At 37.1% G+C, this 16,813-nt stretch carries 14 protein-coding genes; 9 read left to right on the top strand and 5 right to left on the bottom strand.

Going from position 1 to position 16,813, the window contains the following annotated elements; all coding sequences use genetic code 11:
• Nucleotides 1-14 precede the first annotated feature (14 nt).
• The gene (locus WG904_RS15725) at nucleotides 15-3,284 is read right to left on the bottom strand and encodes an amidohydrolase family protein (protein ID WP_339580291.1); all 3,270 of its coding nucleotides are present in this window, start codon (nucleotides 3,282-3,284) and stop codon (nucleotides 15-17) included.
• Between the two features lie 234 nt (nucleotides 3,285-3,518).
• On the opposite strand from WG904_RS15725, the gene WG904_RS15730 reads away from it, so the two are divergent.
• The 9 genes from WG904_RS15730 (at nucleotide 3,519) to rplT (ending at nucleotide 12,403) form a co-directional block, all read left to right on the top strand.
• Nucleotides 3,519-5,411 carry a RecQ family ATP-dependent DNA helicase gene (locus WG904_RS15730; protein WP_339580292.1) on the top strand — a complete coding sequence of 631 codons (1,893 nt, stop codon included), beginning with the start codon at nucleotides 3,519-3,521 and terminating at the stop codon, nucleotides 5,409-5,411.
• Between the two features lie 137 nt (nucleotides 5,412-5,548).
• Nucleotides 5,549-5,938 carry a hypothetical protein gene (locus WG904_RS15735; RefSeq protein WP_339580293.1) on the top strand — a complete coding sequence of 130 codons (390 nt, stop codon included), beginning with the start codon at nucleotides 5,549-5,551 and terminating at the stop codon, nucleotides 5,936-5,938.
• Nucleotides 5,939-5,978: 40 nt separating this feature from the next.
• Nucleotides 5,979-7,301, top strand: coding sequence for an MFS transporter (locus WG904_RS15740; RefSeq protein WP_339580294.1), 1,323 nt, complete (start codon nucleotides 5,979-5,981; stop codon nucleotides 7,299-7,301).
• Between the two features lie 8 nt (nucleotides 7,302-7,309).
• The gene (locus WG904_RS15745) at nucleotides 7,310-8,038 is read left to right on the top strand and encodes a (Fe-S)-binding protein (RefSeq protein WP_339580295.1); all 729 of its coding nucleotides are present in this window, start codon (nucleotides 7,310-7,312) and stop codon (nucleotides 8,036-8,038) included.
• A gap of 146 nt (nucleotides 8,039-8,184) precedes the next feature.
• Nucleotides 8,185-9,114 carry a hypothetical protein gene (locus tag WG904_RS15750; protein ID WP_339580296.1) on the top strand — a complete coding sequence of 310 codons (930 nt, stop codon included), beginning with the start codon at nucleotides 8,185-8,187 and terminating at the stop codon, nucleotides 9,112-9,114.
• 139 nt (nucleotides 9,115-9,253) lie between these two features.
• Entirely contained in the window at nucleotides 9,254-11,179 is a 1,926-nt protein-coding gene (gene thrS / locus WG904_RS15755) for a threonine--tRNA ligase (protein ID WP_339580297.1), read from the top strand.
• Nucleotides 11,180-11,192: 13 nt separating this feature from the next.
• Nucleotides 11,193-11,762, top strand: a complete 570-nt coding sequence (gene infC, locus WG904_RS15760; RefSeq protein WP_339580298.1) for a translation initiation factor IF-3 — start codon at nucleotides 11,193-11,195, stop codon at nucleotides 11,760-11,762.
• Nucleotides 11,763-11,788: 26 nt separating this feature from the next.
• Entirely contained in the window at nucleotides 11,789-11,989 is a 201-nt protein-coding gene (gene rpmI, locus WG904_RS15765) for a 50S ribosomal protein L35 (protein WP_173269083.1), read from the top strand.
• 69 nt (nucleotides 11,990-12,058) lie between these two features.
• A complete protein-coding gene (gene rplT, locus WG904_RS15770) occupies nucleotides 12,059-12,403 on the top strand; it encodes a 50S ribosomal protein L20 (RefSeq protein ID WP_055131818.1) in 345 nt (114 codons plus the stop codon).
• A gap of 122 nt (nucleotides 12,404-12,525) precedes the next feature.
• On the opposite strand, the gene WG904_RS15775 is transcribed toward rplT, so the two are convergent.
• The 4 genes from WG904_RS15775 to WG904_RS15790 all read right to left on the bottom strand — a co-directional run bounded on the left by WG904_RS15775 (nucleotide 12,526) and on the right by WG904_RS15790 (nucleotide 16,811).
• Nucleotides 12,526-14,532, bottom strand: a complete 2,007-nt coding sequence (locus tag WG904_RS15775) for a PAS domain-containing protein (protein ID WP_339580299.1) — start codon at nucleotides 14,530-14,532, stop codon at nucleotides 12,526-12,528.
• A gap of 118 nt (nucleotides 14,533-14,650) precedes the next feature.
• Nucleotides 14,651-15,550 (bottom strand): sterol desaturase family protein, encoded by a 900-nt coding sequence (locus WG904_RS15780; RefSeq protein WP_339580300.1) that lies wholly within the window; start codon nucleotides 15,548-15,550, stop codon nucleotides 14,651-14,653.
• The gene (gene aroB / locus WG904_RS15785) at nucleotides 15,547-16,605 is read right to left on the bottom strand and encodes a 3-dehydroquinate synthase (protein WP_339580301.1); all 1,059 of its coding nucleotides are present in this window, start codon (nucleotides 16,603-16,605) and stop codon (nucleotides 15,547-15,549) included. The genes WG904_RS15780 and aroB overlap by 4 nt, the downstream gene beginning before the upstream one ends.
• Complete coding sequence (locus tag WG904_RS15790) at nucleotides 16,605-16,811, bottom strand: RNA-binding S4 domain-containing protein (RefSeq protein ID WP_339580302.1); 207 nt, start codon at nucleotides 16,809-16,811, stop codon at nucleotides 16,605-16,607. Before WG904_RS15790 ends, aroB begins: the two co-directional genes overlap by 1 nt.
• Nucleotides 16,812-16,813 lie beyond the last annotated feature (2 nt).

Genomic DNA, 16,813 nt, shown 5'->3' on the forward strand with positions numbered 1-16,813 from the left:
CTTGATTTGGGTGCTTAATCACAATTTGGTATGGTAAATGTCCAGGTATCTGAAGACTTATACGGTATTGAAAAAGCCACACCTTTATCCAACTCAAACCACAATTTACTCCGTACTTTTTCTCTAGTACCCACTTCATTCATGGTTAAACTATCGTAAAGTCGGCCATTAACCATCACATATTTAATTTTTTCAGAATTTCGTATGTCGTCTAGTGGATTAGCATCAATAACTATTAAATCGCCCAATTTTCCAACTTCCAAAGAACCTATTTCTTTATTCATTCCGAGGTAAGAGGCTCCATTAAGCGTTGCTGCACGAATTGCTTGTAAAGGGCTCATACCTCCTTGAACCATCATCCAAAGCTCCCAGTGAGCTCCTAGGCCCTGAATTTGGCCATGTGCACCTAAATTTATCTTCGTCCCAGCATCTGCAATCTGTTTAACGGCTTTCGACACTTCAATGTGATTATAATCGCCATACTCTGAAGTTGTGCGCCTTCTGGAACGGGCATCAATTATAGCTCTAGGAGTAAATGTTAACAAACGTTCATTTTCCCAAACATTAGTGCGGTCATACCAATAATTTTCACCCCATTGCCCCCCATAAGCAACAATTAAAGTAGGCGTATAGCCCACCTTAGTATTTGCCCAAAAGTTAACTACATCTTTATAAACAGGTGATACAGGAATGCTATGCTCGATCCCGGTATGTCCATCTGCCACCATATTCATATTCGTAAAAAAGGTTGAGCCGCCCTCAGGCACCACCTCCATTTTTAATTGTCGTGCAGCTTCTAAAATCTGCTGACGTTGCTCTCTTCGAGGTTGATTGTATGATTTTACCGAAAATGCACCCACTGCTTTTAAGCGTCTTAAATGCGATAATGCATCTTGTAAGCTGTTAATTACCACTTTAAAATCGCCATCAGCCCCGTATAAAATAGAGCCCGTAGAATATAACCGTGGACCAATCATCCTTCCTGCCTTTAACATCTCGCTTTGACTAAATACCATTTCCGTATTGCTAGATGGGTCGTGTGCAGTGGTTACGCCAAAGGATAGGTTTGCTAGGTACGACCAATCTTGCTGCGGACTCACTCCATCCGGACTAGTACGTAAATGTGCATGCACATCTATCATGCCTGGCATTATGGTTTTACCGGTTACGTCGATAATTTTTGTATTTTCTGGAACAGCCACATCAGCCACTTTTCCAATCGCCAAAATTTTATTATTTTCTATTAAGATCGTACCTTCTTCAATTACTTCATCACCTTTCATGGTAATTAAACGTGCGCCTTTTAATGCAATTAATCCACTTGGTACATCAGCTTTTAATTTTAAATTCATGGAAATCCCAACAGTATCTAATTCTGGGAGTACTTGTGGTGCACCATCAATGAAGCTAAATGTATTTTTAATTTCACGTTGGTAATATTGCTCTCCTAGTGTCCAAAACAGTTTTTTACTATCTGCACTCCAGTGTAAAAATGTACCAGCATCTTTTGTTACCCGGGCCAATGGGATGGACTTATTATTCGCCGAAAGGTCGAGTGCCGAACCTGTTGTTAGTAAAGGAGTGATGTAAGCGTTAAACAATTCGGTAAAGGCCATCCATTTTCCATCTGGGCTTGGAACAAATTGATTACTATATTGAGATGTAAAATGAGTACGCTCATTCTTGCCATCTAAATCGATACTTTTAAACGCTTTTTTTCCAGCTTCGTTGCCTTGAAAGAAAATACGGCTATCGTCTGTGTTAAACATTGGCTTAATCCCATTTTCATTTACCAATATTTTACTACCTCCATTAGCGGGGATGATGAATATACCCGTTCCCTTGCCATAAGTTAAACCTAAAACTTCGTTTCCTACACCTTTTCTAAATACAATTTTATCACCTTTGTTCGAATAATTTGGTGAGTAGTAATACCCTTTTTCATCCGTTAAAACGAGCGTTTTCCCATTTTTTAATTCAGTTCGCTTAATTGCTCCCTTAAATTCATCACTCCAGGTGGTGTACACTACAAATTTTCCATCTGGACTAAAATCTGGTTCGAACTCAAAATCTAAACCACTTGTAAGTCGTTCTGGAGTACCGTTTGGCAGTTCTTTTTTATATAAATAGCCCGCAGCATTAAAAACTACCATTTTGCCATCTGGTGAGGTTGTTAATTGCCTAATCATTTTGGCAGTAAATTCGGGTGCGTACACCTGGTGTTCAAAATGCAAGGCATCCTGAACAGTTTGACTGCTATTTACTTCAAAAGGTATTTCGGTTATATTTAGATTATTTAAATCAATTTGCTTAATTTTTCCTCCAGCATAGAAAACAATTTTTTTGCCATCAGGTGTCCATGCAAAATTTGGATATACACCAAAAATTGCCCAAGTTTCTTGCTGATCATGCGATAGATCTTCGAAGAGCGGCCATTCTTCTTCTGTTTTCAAGTTCTGAATGAAGAGTACCGATTTTAATCGCACTCGCTTCACATAGGCCATAAATTTACCATCGGGCGATATTTGAGGTCGCGCGGCCCCACCTTGCTCAGCAATAAGATTGGTTAACTTTCCAGAAGTTAAGTCTAATTGCCTAATCGCATAAATTAAACCGTTTGGATCTTTGCTATATTCGAAATTTGGACCTGGAGAAACATCCTCGCTAAAGTATAAAAATTTACCATCAGGCGATACATTTGGCTCTCCAGCATCTTGTTGGTCATTTTTTCGCTTCGTTAATTGCACGCCATCGCCACCATAAATACTGTACATCCACATTTCGCCCGCACCTAATGAGCGAGTGCCGGTAAAATGCTTTCTTGCAACTAAATATTCACTGTTCGGCATCCAAGTAGCATTATTTAACAACCTGAAGGTTTCTTTTGTAATCTGTTTTTTGTTTCCGCCGTTGCGGTCCATAATCCATATGTTATCACCACCACTTTTATCGCTAGTGTAAGAAATATATTTTCCATTCGGACTAAAACGTGGCTGAACATCAAAAGCAATACCGCCGCTAATTAGCTTCGCTTGTCCACCACTAATTGGAAGGGTATAAATATCGCCCAATAAATCGAAAACGATGGTAGTGCCGTCTGGACTAACATCTAAATTCATCCAGGTACCCTCGTCGGTAGTAATGGTGAAATTTTTTGTAGGTCCTTGATATTTCTCTACGTCCCATTTGGATGGGTCTTTTTTAACCGTCGAGGCGGTTTTATCTTGCGCGCTTAAATTAGATGAGATTAATACTATAACAGTTAATAAATTAAGATATTTCATCTGTTTATAATTTTGTTTTTAATTGTCAGATGTTCCTTACCATGATTAAATAATGATTCTTTAATCATGGTCGGTTCATATAATGAAGTAAGGATAGTCGTAATATTCAAAGTTAGCAATCTTTACAAATTTTCCGTCATCTGATGAGTATTTGCATCCTTTAGATAGGCATCGGTTGACGGCAATCTATTTCAACTTTCGACTATTTTGATGTAGTTTTGATTGCAACCTTTTATGACAGCAACTGAGATTTTAAGAAAATATTGGGGATTTGATCAATTTCGTCCACTTCAAGATGAAATTATTCAATCGGTACTAAACGGAAACGATACATTAGCTTTATTACCAACAGGTGGTGGTAAATCAATTTGTTTCCAAGTTCCTGCATTAATGATGGATGGAATTTGTATCGTCGTTTCTCCATTAATCGCTTTGATGAAAGATCAGGTCGAAAATTTAAAAGCCAAAGGAATTGATGCGATTGCCATTTATGCTGGAATGGGGAAGAGGGAGATTGATATTTTATTAGATAACTGCATTTTTGGTAACATTAAGTTCTTATATCTTTCGCCTGAGCGTTTATTATCGCCGATTGTACGTGAGCGGATTTCGTACATGAATGTGAATTTAATTGCAATAGATGAAGCCCATTGCATTTCGCAATGGGGATACGACTTTAGGCCCCCTTATCTACAATTAACAAACTTGCGCGAAATACATCCCGATAAACCTATACTTGCTTTAACGGCTACCGCTACTGCTTTTGTAAAAAATGATATACAAGCTAAACTAGCCTTTAAAAATGCAAACGTTTTTGTAAAAAGTTTTGAACGCTCCAATTTGAGTTATGCAGTTTTAAACGTAGAAGATAAACATAAAAAATTGCTCGAAATTGTTAGAAATGTTAAAGGCTCAGGGTTAATCTATGTAAGAAATAGGCGCGAAACTGCAGAAATAGCCTCCTTTTTACAGAGAAATGGGGTTGTGGCCGACTTTTATCATGCCGGTATAGAAAAGGAGTTGAGGTTTAAAAAGCAAGAAAACTGGAAAACAGATGTGGTTCGAGTAATGGTGGCCACTAATGCTTTTGGGATGGGTATCGATAAGCCAAATGTTCGTTTTGTGATTCACTTAGATTTGCCCGATAGTTTAGAGGCCTATTATCAAGAAGCGGGTAGGGCAGGAAGGGATGAAAAACGTGCCTTTGCCGTTTTATTGGCAAATGAATCAGATCAATTAATACTTAAAGGAAAATATAAAGACAGTTTTCCATCAATAGTGGAGATAAAAAAAACATATCATTATTTAGGAAGCTATTTTCAATTGGCATTCGGAGCAGGAGAGGGCTTAAGTTTTGAATTCGATTTGGCCGATTTTTGTAAACGGTTTAGTTTAAAGGTGATGAATACGTTGGCAGCTTTAAAATTTTTAGAGCACGATGGATATTTAGTTTTATCGGAGAACATTTTTCTGCAATCGAGAATTATGTTTACGGCTGATCACGAAGATGTTTATCGCTTCCAGATAGAAAATGCCGGGTATGATTTGATCATTAAAACCATTCAACGCTCTTATGGCGGTGCTTTCGACGGCTATGTGAAGATAAAAGAATCTGATCTTGCAAAACGTTTACGGTTATCATTTAACGAGGTTGTTGATCATTTGAATAAGCTTCAGCAATTCGAAATTTTATCCTATTTGCCCCAAACTGATCAACCTCAACTACAATTTGTTTTACCCCGAGCAGACCAATTGCATCTAGATATTGATGTGAAATATATAAAGTTAAGACAGCAAATACAGCAAGAGCAAATTAATGCAGTTCTTTCGTATTCAACTACTTTAGTGTGTAGAAGTAAACAACTACTTCATTATTTTGGCGAAAACAGCGCAGCTAAATGCAAGGTTTGTGATGTATGTTTGCACGAGAAAAAAATGGAGGATTTGGCACAACTAAAAGATAAGATCGATTTTGAAATTGCTACACATTTACAAACGCATTCATATGGTTTAGATGAATTGGTAAATAGCATAAGCATTGGAAATGAAACCGACAAAATAGAGCGAATCCGAGATTTGCTTGATGCAGGTAAGATTAAAAGTGACGGGAAAAGGTATTATATGTAGCCTTAGGTATCGCTTCAATTAGCTATTTTAACTTGAAATTAAAGTTCTTTAATTAATAGTAAACACCTGCAATTAAGATAGTATAAATACGCTTCGATCCTAAAAAAATACTTACCTTAAACACGATTCTTATAGCTATGGGAAATTTTAAGCGGGTAAAAACTAGCGTTTGTTTAATTTTACTGATTTCTTTATTTTACGAGTCAGCCCATGCTCAATTGGGCCGTGGTTGCTATGTAGGAGGTGTGCTTTATACTACAAATACTTCCAAGGGAAATCGTTTTTTTTATCGCTCACCAGGCAATATAACCAATGTATGTGGCTACACGCCTACGGGTAACGATGGTAATTGCAGACTATATAATAGTGGTCCGTTAGGGAATAATAATAGTTATACGTTATATAGTGATGCTTTCAGTAATGATTGGGCAGAAATTAATTGTCCAATTGATGATTATGTTTGGTTACTTATGCTTTCTGCAGTGGGATTATCCGTTTGGAGATTTAGGAAAGTTACATTCGCTTAACGTTAAATAAAATTTAACAATATTTTCTCTATTTTAGCGTATGCAACAAAAAGATGATAAAAAAGTAATACGCTCTTGGGCTTTTTTTGATTGGGCCAATTCTGCCTATAATTTAGTTATTACTTCGACCATATTTCCTGCATATTATACCATTATTACTTCAGATAAGGACGATAGTAGCATAGATTATGTGACCTTTTTAGGGGGAAAATTTGTAAATTCAGCCTTGTATAGTTATGCAATGGCTTTTGCATTTTTAATTATAGCGATAGTCTCGCCAATTTTATCGTCGACAGCAGACACCCGTGGAAACAAGAAGATTTTTATGCAAATGTTTACCTATTTAGGGGCATTAGCATGTTGTGGATTGTTTTTTTTTAAAATTGAAACCTTAGAGATAAGTGTTGTTTTCTTTATTTTGGCGGCAATTGGTTTTTGGGGAAGCTTAGTCTTTTACAATTCTTATCTACCCGAGATCGCAAGTATTGGTGAGCAAGATCGAGTAAGCGCGAAAGGATTTACCTACGGCTATATTGGGAGTATTATTCTGCAAATTATTTGTTTTGTATTTGTATTTAAGCCAGAATGGTTTGGGATTGTTGATGAGTCTATTCCGGCGAGATTGTCTTTTTTAATGGTGGGTATTTGGTGGATGGTTTTTGCTCAAATCCCTTTTAAAAATCTTCCAAAAGGGAGTCCCAATTTTAAGGTAGAAAAAGGAAATGTGATGGTGAGTGGCTTTCAAGAGCTTAAAAAAGTATGGGCTAACGTAAAAAAAATGGCCTATTTAAAGCGTTTTCTTTTTTCGTTCTTTTTTTATTCGATGGGTGTGCAAACCGTAATGTTAGTAGCTACAATTTTTGGTGAAAAGGAATTGAATTTAGCTACTTCAAAACTTATTGCTACCATACTATTGCTTCAAATAGTAGCCATTCCAGGAGCCATGTTAATGTCATATCTTTCTTCAAAGAAATATGGGAATGTAAATGTTTTAATAGGAGTATTGATAATTTGGATTGGAGCCTGTATTGCGGCATATTTTATTCATACCGAATATCAGTTTTATGCTTTAGCAGGAGTTATTGGCTTAATTATGGGGGGAATTCAATCGCTATCTAGATCTACTTATTCTAAATTTTTACCTCAAGATAGTCCAGACCACACTTCTTATTTTAGTTTTTATGATGTAACTGAAAAGGTTGCCTTGGTTTTTGGAATGTTCAGTTTTGGATATATTGAAGAGCTAACTGGAAGCATGCGTAATTCTGTTATTGCATTAACGCTGTTTTTCATTTTAGGATTGCTATTTTTGCTTTTTGTAAAACCGGTAGCCCCTAAAACGGTTATTGCTAAAAACTCTTAATATTTTTCATGAAGGTAGAATTATTTGTTCCCTGTTTTGTAGACCAGTTATATCCAGAAACCGCTTTTAATACCATAAAGCTTTTAGAAAAGGCAGGCTGTGAAGTGAGCTATAATGCAAAACAAACGTGTTGTGGTCAGCCAGCTTATAACGCAGGTTATTGGGAGCAAGCTAAGGAAATAGGCAATAAATTTTTAACCGATTTCTCATCTGCCGATTATATTGTAGCACCCTCTGCTTCTTGTGTAGGAATGGTGAAGAATGGTTATAATGATTTGTTTACCAATACCATAGTTCACAATACATGTAGAACTATTCAAGGTACTATTTTCGAGTTGTCTGATTTTCTCATTAACGTTTTAAAAAGAGATTATTTTGGAGCAGAACTCGATGGTAAAGCTGTTTATCACGACTCGTGCAGTGGTTTACGCGAGTGTAAAATTAAAGAAGAACCACGACAATTGTTAGCAAAGGTGCATGGTTTAGAAATGGTAGAAATGATTGACACGGATATGTGCTGTGGTTTTGGTGGAACATTTGCTGTTAAATTCGATGCAATTTCATCGGCCATGGCCGAGCAAAAAGTGAACAATGCTTTAGCAATGGAAGCAGAGTATATTATTTCGACCGACTTATCGTGCCTGATGCACTTAGATGGGTATATCCAAAAAAATAATATTCCTTTGAAAACAATGCACATTGCCGATGTGCTGGTAAATGGCTGGTTGGATTATTAAATCGCTATTTTTAGAATGTGATAGTTAGCGAATTGGCCATTTTCGGAATTAACTAATTATTTAATGTCACAAAGAAATTAACCTTTTTTAACATATATATCTTAAAAACTAAGGTAGATTTGTATGTTCAAAATATAAATTTAAAAATGAAAAAATTATTTATAGCCTTTTTAGGCTTATTTACCATGAGTATAGCCGTTCAGGCGCAAAAAAAGACTTCTGGTGCGATTCAATATGAAACCACATTAGATCCTGCTGCAACAATGGCTGCGAGTGGAATTCAGATGAGTGACGAAATGAAGGCAAGAATGCCGAAATCGATAAAAGCAAATTTTGAGTTATTATTTACAGCTACCAATGCAAGTTACATGCCTGTTATAGAAAATGAAGACAGCAATGGTGGCGGCGGTGGCGGAATGGGTCGTATGATGATGCGATTTGCAGGCGGTGCAGGCGGTGCACGGGAATATTATTACAGCTTTGCTGATCAGAAATTGGTAGAGGTGTTCGATGTAAGTGATACCACATATGTAATGCAAGGTAAGTTAGCTGTAGCTAATCCTCCTCAGATGGCAAATATGGGGGGACAAAGACAAGGTGCTAATACTGCCAACGCTGCGGCTCCAGCTGCTCAAAATGCAGTGGTGTTTTTACCAGGTCCCCCAACCTTAGAAGTGGTTAAAACTGATGAAACAAAGAAAATTTTAGGATTTACGTGTAAAAAAACGATTGTTAAATCGATTCGTAAAGCAACTGTTTTAGGTATGGAGAAAGATGTAACTGATGAAACTGCAATTTGGCATACAAGTGATTTAGGCTTCAATTTCTCTCCAAATCCGAATATGTGGACAGAAGGAACAGTTCTTGCATTAGAGAATAAAGGAACAAGCGTTACAGCAACAAGTATAGAATACAGAGGTGTGAGTTCAAAAGATGTAACGGCTCCTAAAAAAGCCATTCCAATTACTCAGGAAGAATATCAGAAAAAAATGGAAAATATGGCTAATAGAATGAGAGGTCAGGGTGGTAACAGACAAGGTGGAATGGGTCAGGCTAGAAGCATTATCATTAACTAATAAGAAATCACTTTTAATTTTCTTAAATCCCGACCTTATTAGGCGGGATTTTTGTTTTAAATCCTTATCTTTGCGTCTCACAATCACGTAGTAGGTGATTTACTAACTAATTTTTTCAATTTCTAAATCATAGTTGTAGATGATTAACATTACTTTACCTGACGGCTCTAGTCGTAGGTACGAAAAGGGCACAACTGCCCATCAAATTGCCTTATCCATTTCAGAAGGCTTAGCAAGAAACGTTTTAGCAGCAGAGGTTAACGGAGAAATCTGGGACTCATCGCGTGCTATCGAAACCGATTCAACAGTGAAATTATTAACCTGGAATGATACCGCTGGTAAAGCAACGTTTTGGCATTCTTCGGCCCACTTAATGGCCGAGGCTTTAGAAGCGTTATATCCAGGCACTAAATTTGGCATTGGTCCGGCCATCGAAACCGGTTTTTATTACGATGTAGATTTTGGCGACAGAGAGTTTTCTTCTGATGATTTTAAAGCTATTGAAACTAAAATACTTGAATTAGCGAAGCAAAAAGAGGTATTTAGCAGAAAAAGTGTAGCTAAAGTAGATGCGATTAAGTATTTCACTGAGAAGGGCGATGAATATAAATTAGACCTTTTAGAAGGTTTGGAGGATGGAAAAATTACATTCTATACTCAGGGTGCTTTCACTGATTTATGTCGCGGTCCGCATATCCCAAATACAGGGTTTGTTAAGGCTGTGAAACTGATGAATGTAGCTGGTGCTTACTGGCGGGGTGATGAAACTAAAAAGCAATTGACTCGTATTTATGGCGTAACTTTCCCGAAAGCGAGCGAATTAACAGAGTATCTGTTAATGATTGAAGAGGCGAAGAAACGTGATCACCGGAAGTTGGGTAAAGAATTGGAGTTGTTCATGTTCTCAGAAAAAGTGGGGGCAGGATTGCCGATGTGGTTACCAAAAGGCACTGCTTTACGCGAACGTTTAGCTCAGTTTTTAACTAAGGCGCAAGTTAAATCGGGTTATGAACAAGTAATTACTCCACATATTGGCCACAAAAACTTATATGTAACATCTGGTCACTACGAGAAATACGGTAAGGATAGTTTTCAGCCTATAAAAACGCCACAAGAAGGGGAGGAGTTCTTCTTGAAGCCAATGAATTGTCCACACCATTGCGAAATGTATAAATTTAAGCCTCGTTCGTATAAAGATTTACCGGTTCGTTTTGCAGAATTCGGTACGGTTTATCGTTATGAGCAGAGTGGTGAGTTACATGGTCTTACTCGTGTTAGAGGTTTTACACAAGATGATGCCCATTTATTTTGTAGGCCAGATCAGGTTAAAGAAGAATTTAAAAAAGTAATTGATTTGGTGTTGTATGTATTTAAATCTTTGGGGTTTGATAATTACATTGCACAAGTGTCATTACGTGATCCAGAAAATAAAGCAAAATATATTGGTTCTGACGAGAATTGGAAATTAGCCGAATCGGCAATTATTGAAGCTGCTGAAGAAATGGGTTTGCCAACGGTGGTTGAACTTGGAGAAGCAGCGTTTTATGGTCCGAAATTAGATTTTATGGTCCGTGATGCATTGGGTAGAAAATGGCAATTAGGTACCATACAAGTTGATTATAACTTGCCAGAACGATTTGAATTGGAATATACTGGAAGTGATAATTTAAAGCATCGTCCAGTTATGATTCATCGTGCGCCGTTTGGTTCGTTAGAGCGTTTTGTTGCAGTTTTGATTGAACATTGTGCAGGTAACTTCCCCTTATGGCTTTCTCCTGAGCAATATATTATTCTTCCAATCTCAGAAAAGTATGAAGAATATGCAAAAAAAGTTTCGCAAGAACTAAATAATTCCGATATTCGCGGTCTGATAGACTTTCGAGATGAAAAAATTGGAAGGAAAATTAGAGACGCTGAGGTTAAAAAGTTGCCTTATATGCTTATAATCGGTGAAAAGGAAGCGGAAGAAGGAAAAGTTTCGGTACGCAAGCATGGAGAAGGAGATTTAGGAGCAATGACTTTAACGGAGTTTAGTGCATTAATAATTAAAGAAATAACAGTTTAAACAGAATTTACATTTGGCATTAGGAAGACCAGGATTTAATAGGGGACCACGTCCTCCTTTTAAGAAAAAAGAAGCAGAACATAATATTAATCAGTATATCAGAGCTCAAGAGGTGAGATTAGCTGGAGATAATGTTGAGCCAGGGATTTATCCCTTGTCTAAAGCTTTGGCACTTGCTGATGAATTGGAACTCGATTTAGTAGAGATTTCTCCAAATGCAGTTCCCCCGGTATGCCGGATAATCGATTATAGCAAATTTGTTTACGAACAAAAGAAAAAGCAAAAAGAGATTAAGGCAAATGCGAAACAAACTGTAATTAAAGAAATTCGTTTCGGTCCTAACACAAACGATCACGATTTTCAATTTAAGTTAAAGCATGCGGTTAGTTTTTTAGAAAACGGCGAAAAAGTGAGAGCTTACGTACACTTTAAGGGTAGGGCCATTGTATATAAAGAACAAGGCGAAATTTTATTGTTAAAGTTTGCTCAGGCATTAGAAGACATAGGCAAGGTAGAATTGTTGCCTAAATTAGAGGGTAAGCGTATGTTTTTGACGCTTGCACCAAAAGTAGCAAAGAAGTAATAAATTATATAAATTAAAAAAGGGTTATGCCAAAAATGAAAACCAATTCCAGTGCTAAAAAGCGTTTTTCGCTTACTGGAACAGGTAAAATCTCAAGAAAGAACGCATACAAAAGTCACATTTTAACAAAAATGAGCACTAAACGTAAGCGTAATTTAGGCCAGACAAGTCTGGTAAGTAACGCTGATATGGGCAACGTTAAACGTATGCTTGCAATCGGTAAATAATTAATTTTTAACCAGATACTCGGTACCTAAGATTGTTAATTCAACACCGCTTATCAAAACACACACACTATGCCACGTTCGGTAAACGCAGTAGCTGCTAGACGCAGAAGAAAAAAAGTCCTAAATATGGCCAAAGGCTATTGGGGATCAAGAAGCAAGGTATTCACCATTGCAAAAAATACGGTAGAAAAGGGTTTGCAATATGCATACCGTGACCGTAAAGTTAAGAAAAGAGAATTCCGCGGATTGTGGATCCAACGTATTAACGCTGGAGCACGCGAGCACGGTGTATCTTACTCTCAATTAATTGGTAAATTGGCCGCAAAAAATATAGGGTTAAACCGTAAAGTTTTAGCAGATTTAGCAATGAACCATAAAGATGCTTTTAAAGCAATCATTGATGCAGTAAAATAAATAGACTTACGAGAACTTATGAAGGTTTATAAACTAACTTCATAAGTCTTATAAAAGGGAAATGACTTAGGTTGTTTCCCTTTTTCTCATTAAAGAGAGTTCGTCTCTAAAGTGTAATACGGTTACTGAAACAAGGAACTACGCTTGTCGATTAACGAACCTAGATCAATATCAATTTCTGGAGCTCTTCGTTTTTCTTGATAAACTTCATTTAACTCGATAATAAATTTGTCTAGTTCTTCAGTTATAAGGTATAGTTTTTGGGAAACTTCTTTAATCTCATTTGCACTCAGATCGTCGTCAATTATGAGTCTCGTTACGCCAATCATCTTAGAAATAGGTCTTCGGATTACATGACTGATATCGAAAATTATCTGTTCGATGGAAGCAATATAATCTATCAAAGGTGTGATGTCAGAGGTTGACCCGTACCAGATCACCTTTCCCTTGTTATCAATTCCTGGAATTGCTTGCATCCAGCGCCATCTGATGGTACCTCCCACAATTATCCGATATTGGAAACTAAGGGGTGTGTGCAATCGATACGCTGCTTTCATTGCATCATTAAATTTTTTCTTATCATCATCATGCAATACTTCTCTCAATTTTTCGGGGTTATTTATGAGTTCTTGAGCGTCAAAAAGATGATTAAAAGTATCTGTTCCCCGATTACTGAAGAGTATGGTAGATTGTCCATCTTCCTCAATCTCAAACATGTAGGTATTACCAGGAACTTGGCTGGTAATTTTCTTCATCAATCGTTCACTGTGCCTGATCTTTTCTTCAGCCTCCTTTCTTTCAGTAATGTCGTGGCTTATGGAAAGGTATTGGTATACTGCTCCGTTTTCATCTAAGAACGGAACAATGGTAGTATCTACCCAATATACCGTGCCATCTTTCGCATTGGTGCAAAACTGACCCCTATAAGGTTTTCCATTTTGCATGGCCGTTCTCATTTCATCAAAATACTCTTGCGTATGATTGGTAGACCAAAGTAAGCTATGTTGTTTACCCAACAATTCGTCTAAGCTGTATTTACTGGTTTTACAGAAATTTTCATTTACAAAAGAAAAGGTTCCGTCTACTTTAGAAATGCTAACAATAGAAGCAATGTCTAAAGCATACTTATATTCTTTAAGTTCTGAGCGCCGTTCTCTTTGTTCTAGATTAACCTTTAGCATTTCTACAAGCATATTTATCAAACTACGCTCTTCGTTCAGAAATGGCCCTTCATCGCTCTCAGGCATAGGAGTTAAGTAAACTACCTCAATACTGATTAATGTACCGTTATTTGTTTTTGCGTCGGCATTTATATATGATTTTGACGGCTTATAATTAACTGTAGCATAATTTGTTCCGTTAACAGCTACACAAGCAGCTGTAATTTCAGGATATTGCCATCCGCCAGGAATCACTTGCGCTATTTTATTAAATAATTGCTCCAAACTAATATCTTCACGCTGCAAAATATGACTAACCTCGTAGAGTGTTTTTAACTCTTTGATTCGTTCATGCAAACTATAAAGCGTTTCATTTTTCAACTTTTCTGCCTCTTCACGTTTGGCAACCTCGCGTTGTAAAGCAACTAAACTGGTACGCAAATGGTTGGTGGCATAGTATTGGAGTGCGAGGATGGTACCGAATGGAATAATGGCGCTAATCCATCTACTAATTGGATCGTGCAACACGGTTGGCTTAGGTAAATTTCCAGTTGTCTCCTGATATGCTAGCCAAAAATCGGCTCCTATGGTTAATAACCCAATGGCAAAGCCACCACGCCACCCCAATAAAAATCCTGCAGTAAGGATTACACTCATCTGTGAGAGAACGCTCGGTGCCATTATCCCACCCGATGAATAACAAGAAACGGTAATAAGCAACCATAGCATGATAGGCAGCAGCCAACTGGCAAATCGTACATACCCTAATGAATTTAAGGTAAGATTAGAGCCAGAAATGAAAACGGAGATACCTATCAAAAAGACCCATCTTAACCATAGATTGGGAAAATACCAAAAGCCTACGGAGACAACGCTTACTAGTACAACAAGCCAAATTAGAGCAAGCACATAAACCATAAACCTTTGTTGATCAGTATCTTTATTCGGAATAGCTAAAACATTGATCATCAGTATTTTTTTTGAGAGATTAACGTAGCCTAGAATCGGAATATAATTCGTTATTAGGTTTAAGTGTATATTAAATTTACAGAAAATTTAATAAAAAAGAAGATAACGTAAATAAAATTCAAAGTCTCTGCTCAGTTTCTCGCAATTCTTTTTGCATCACTTTTGCAATCTTAGTGCTGCCATCGTGGCTCCATCCAGGGGGATTTAGGATATATCGAACCTTGTCTATAAAATTGGGAGCTTTTTTAACATCTTTACCTAAAGCGATAAATTCATGAAAAATGATATTAACTGGACCTGTATCTTTAGGTTGTGTGGTTAAACCATATTTTATCGCATCCTCTGGCAACTCTTCTTGGAAAGTGCCAAACCACCGATCCCACAGTATTAATACCATTCCCATGTTTTTATCGAGGTATCTGACGTTACTTGCGTGATGAACACGATGATGTGATGGCGTTACAAAAATATACTCGAACCAAGGATGTAATTTACCCACAGCTTGTGTATGTACAAGGTTTCCGTAAATTTGAGTAACTAAGTAGGCAAATAACACATCCATCGCTGTAAAGCCCATAAAGGCTAGCGGAAGGTAAAAAAATACCCGGTAAAGAGGCTCGAACACGGTTGATCGAAAACCAGTAGTTAGATTAAAATGTTCAGAAGAATGGTGCGTAACGTGCATGGCCCAGAAAAATCGTACGTAATGGCCAACGGTATGTAAAAACCAATACAAAAAGTCTTGCGCAAGAATTAATACGATCCAATACAGCCAAACGTTAGAAATCTCGAAGATGCGAAATTGATAACAATAATCTAACAGAAAGAAAGTGGCGGTTTTCATGCCTAAATTAATCACCACTGCCACTGTCATTAAATAAATGTTGGTCCAAGTATCTCTTTTGGTGTATATTTTCTTGTCGTGCGCATAACTGAAATACATTTCAACCAAAGTTAAAACAATCACAAAACCAAATAACCCACCTACAGAAATATCGTTCCCAGTAAACTTCATCATAAATTATTATAGTAGGCCAAACTGCTTAAAATATCGGCCGTTGTTACGCGACAATTAAACGTGCACTTTCCAATTCTATCCAATAAAGAAAACATAATCTGACCATCTTCGTTCTTTTTATCGCTTTCCATCAAGGTTAGTAATGCTTTAAAACTTTTTTCTTTGATGTTATATTTAGGATATATTGAACAAATATACACGCTAATATCCTTCAATTCTTCTTCTGTAAGATCACAATATTTCGAAGAAAGGAAAGCCTCACAAATCATTCCTATTGCTATCGCTTCGCCATGTGTAAGTGGTGTTTTATCGTTCGTTAGGGCATAGGTTTCTACGGCATGGCCGATTGTATGTCCAAAATTTAAGATTTTACGTAAACCTTTTTCTAATGGATCTTCTGTTACTACTTCGTTTTTAATTTGTACAGAACGATAGACTGCATGTGGTTCGATATTTTGATAGTCGCTTTTTTTTAATTGATCGTAATAGGTAGCATCTGCAATTAGACCATGTTTTATCATTTCGGAGAAGCCCGATAACAGTTCCCTTTTCGAAAGTGTAGTTAAAAAAGTATGCTCTATAAATACAGCTTTTGGCAATGCGAACGTACCCACCATATTTTTTACATTATCAATATCAATTCCTGTTTTACCCCCTACAGAAGCGTCTACTTGAGATAGGAGCGTAGTTGGGATATTGATAAAATCTACACCTCGTTTGTAGGTAGATGCGACGAAGCCGCCCATATCTGTAATTACACCTCCACCTAGGTTAATCATCAAGCATTTACGGTCGGCTCCAAAGTCTAGCAAGGTTTTCCAAATGCCAATGCAAAAATCGATGTTTTTGTTTTCTTCACCGGGGTCGGTTTCGATGATGTCGAAATCTTCAAGTTCATCTAAAAATTCCCTGAAAATTGGGATGCACAGAGCGGAGGTGTTAGTGTCTACAAACACGAAAATTTTGCTGTATTTTTTTTTGGCAACAAGGTCTTTAAGTGGACTTAAACTCGATTCGAAGTAAATTGAATGTCCGGCGCTATTAATTGGTTCCATTAAATTACCTCGATTATTTTGCTCATGAAATCTATTTTATCGCCAGCACGTACTTTAAGTCGCTTTCTGTAGTCTACTACACCATTAAATTTTACTAAACCATCTTGTACTACAGTTTGTGCTTCTCCGCCACTTTGTACTAATCCAGTAGCTTTTAGTAGTGCAATTAGCGGTATAAATTCGCCTTCGAGTTTAAATTGTATCATTA

The organism is Pedobacter anseongensis (assembly GCF_037482965.1).
GTDB classification, from domain to species: Bacteria; Bacteroidota; Bacteroidia; order Sphingobacteriales; family Sphingobacteriaceae; genus Pedobacter; species Pedobacter anseongensis.

What these genes read in the sequence shown, in the direction of transcription:
- WG904_RS15725 (WP_339580291.1), bottom strand. Translation starts at nt 3,284, where the DNA reads ATGAAATATCTTAATTTATTAACTGTTATAGTATTAATCTCATCTAAT.
- WG904_RS15730 (WP_339580292.1), top strand. Translation starts at nt 3,519, where the DNA reads ATGACAGCAACTGAGATTTTAAGAAAATATTGGGGATTTGATCAATTT.
- WG904_RS15735 (WP_339580293.1), top strand. Translation starts at nt 5,549, where the DNA reads ATGGGAAATTTTAAGCGGGTAAAAACTAGCGTTTGTTTAATTTTACTG.
- WG904_RS15740 (WP_339580294.1), top strand. Translation starts at nt 5,979, where the DNA reads ATGCAACAAAAAGATGATAAAAAAGTAATACGCTCTTGGGCTTTTTTT.
- WG904_RS15745 (WP_339580295.1), top strand. Translation starts at nt 7,310, where the DNA reads ATGAAGGTAGAATTATTTGTTCCCTGTTTTGTAGACCAGTTATATCCA.
- WG904_RS15750 (WP_339580296.1), top strand. Translation starts at nt 8,185, where the DNA reads ATGAAAAAATTATTTATAGCCTTTTTAGGCTTATTTACCATGAGTATA.
- thrS (WP_339580297.1), top strand. Translation starts at nt 9,254, where the DNA reads ATGATTAACATTACTTTACCTGACGGCTCTAGTCGTAGGTACGAAAAG.
- rpmI (WP_173269083.1), top strand. Translation starts at nt 11,789, where the DNA reads ATGCCAAAAATGAAAACCAATTCCAGTGCTAAAAAGCGTTTTTCGCTT.
- rplT (WP_055131818.1), top strand. Translation starts at nt 12,059, where the DNA reads ATGCCACGTTCGGTAAACGCAGTAGCTGCTAGACGCAGAAGAAAAAAA.
- WG904_RS15775 (WP_339580299.1), bottom strand. Translation starts at nt 14,532, where the DNA reads ATGATCAATGTTTTAGCTATTCCGAATAAAGATACTGATCAACAAAGG.
- WG904_RS15780 (WP_339580300.1), bottom strand. Translation starts at nt 15,550, where the DNA reads ATGATGAAGTTTACTGGGAACGATATTTCTGTAGGTGGGTTATTTGGT.
- aroB (WP_339580301.1), bottom strand. Translation starts at nt 16,605, where the DNA reads ATGGAACCAATTAATAGCGCCGGACATTCAATTTACTTCGAATCGAGT.
- WG904_RS15790 (WP_339580302.1), bottom strand. Translation starts at nt 16,811, where the DNA reads ATGATACAATTTAAACTCGAAGGCGAATTTATACCGCTAATTGCACTA.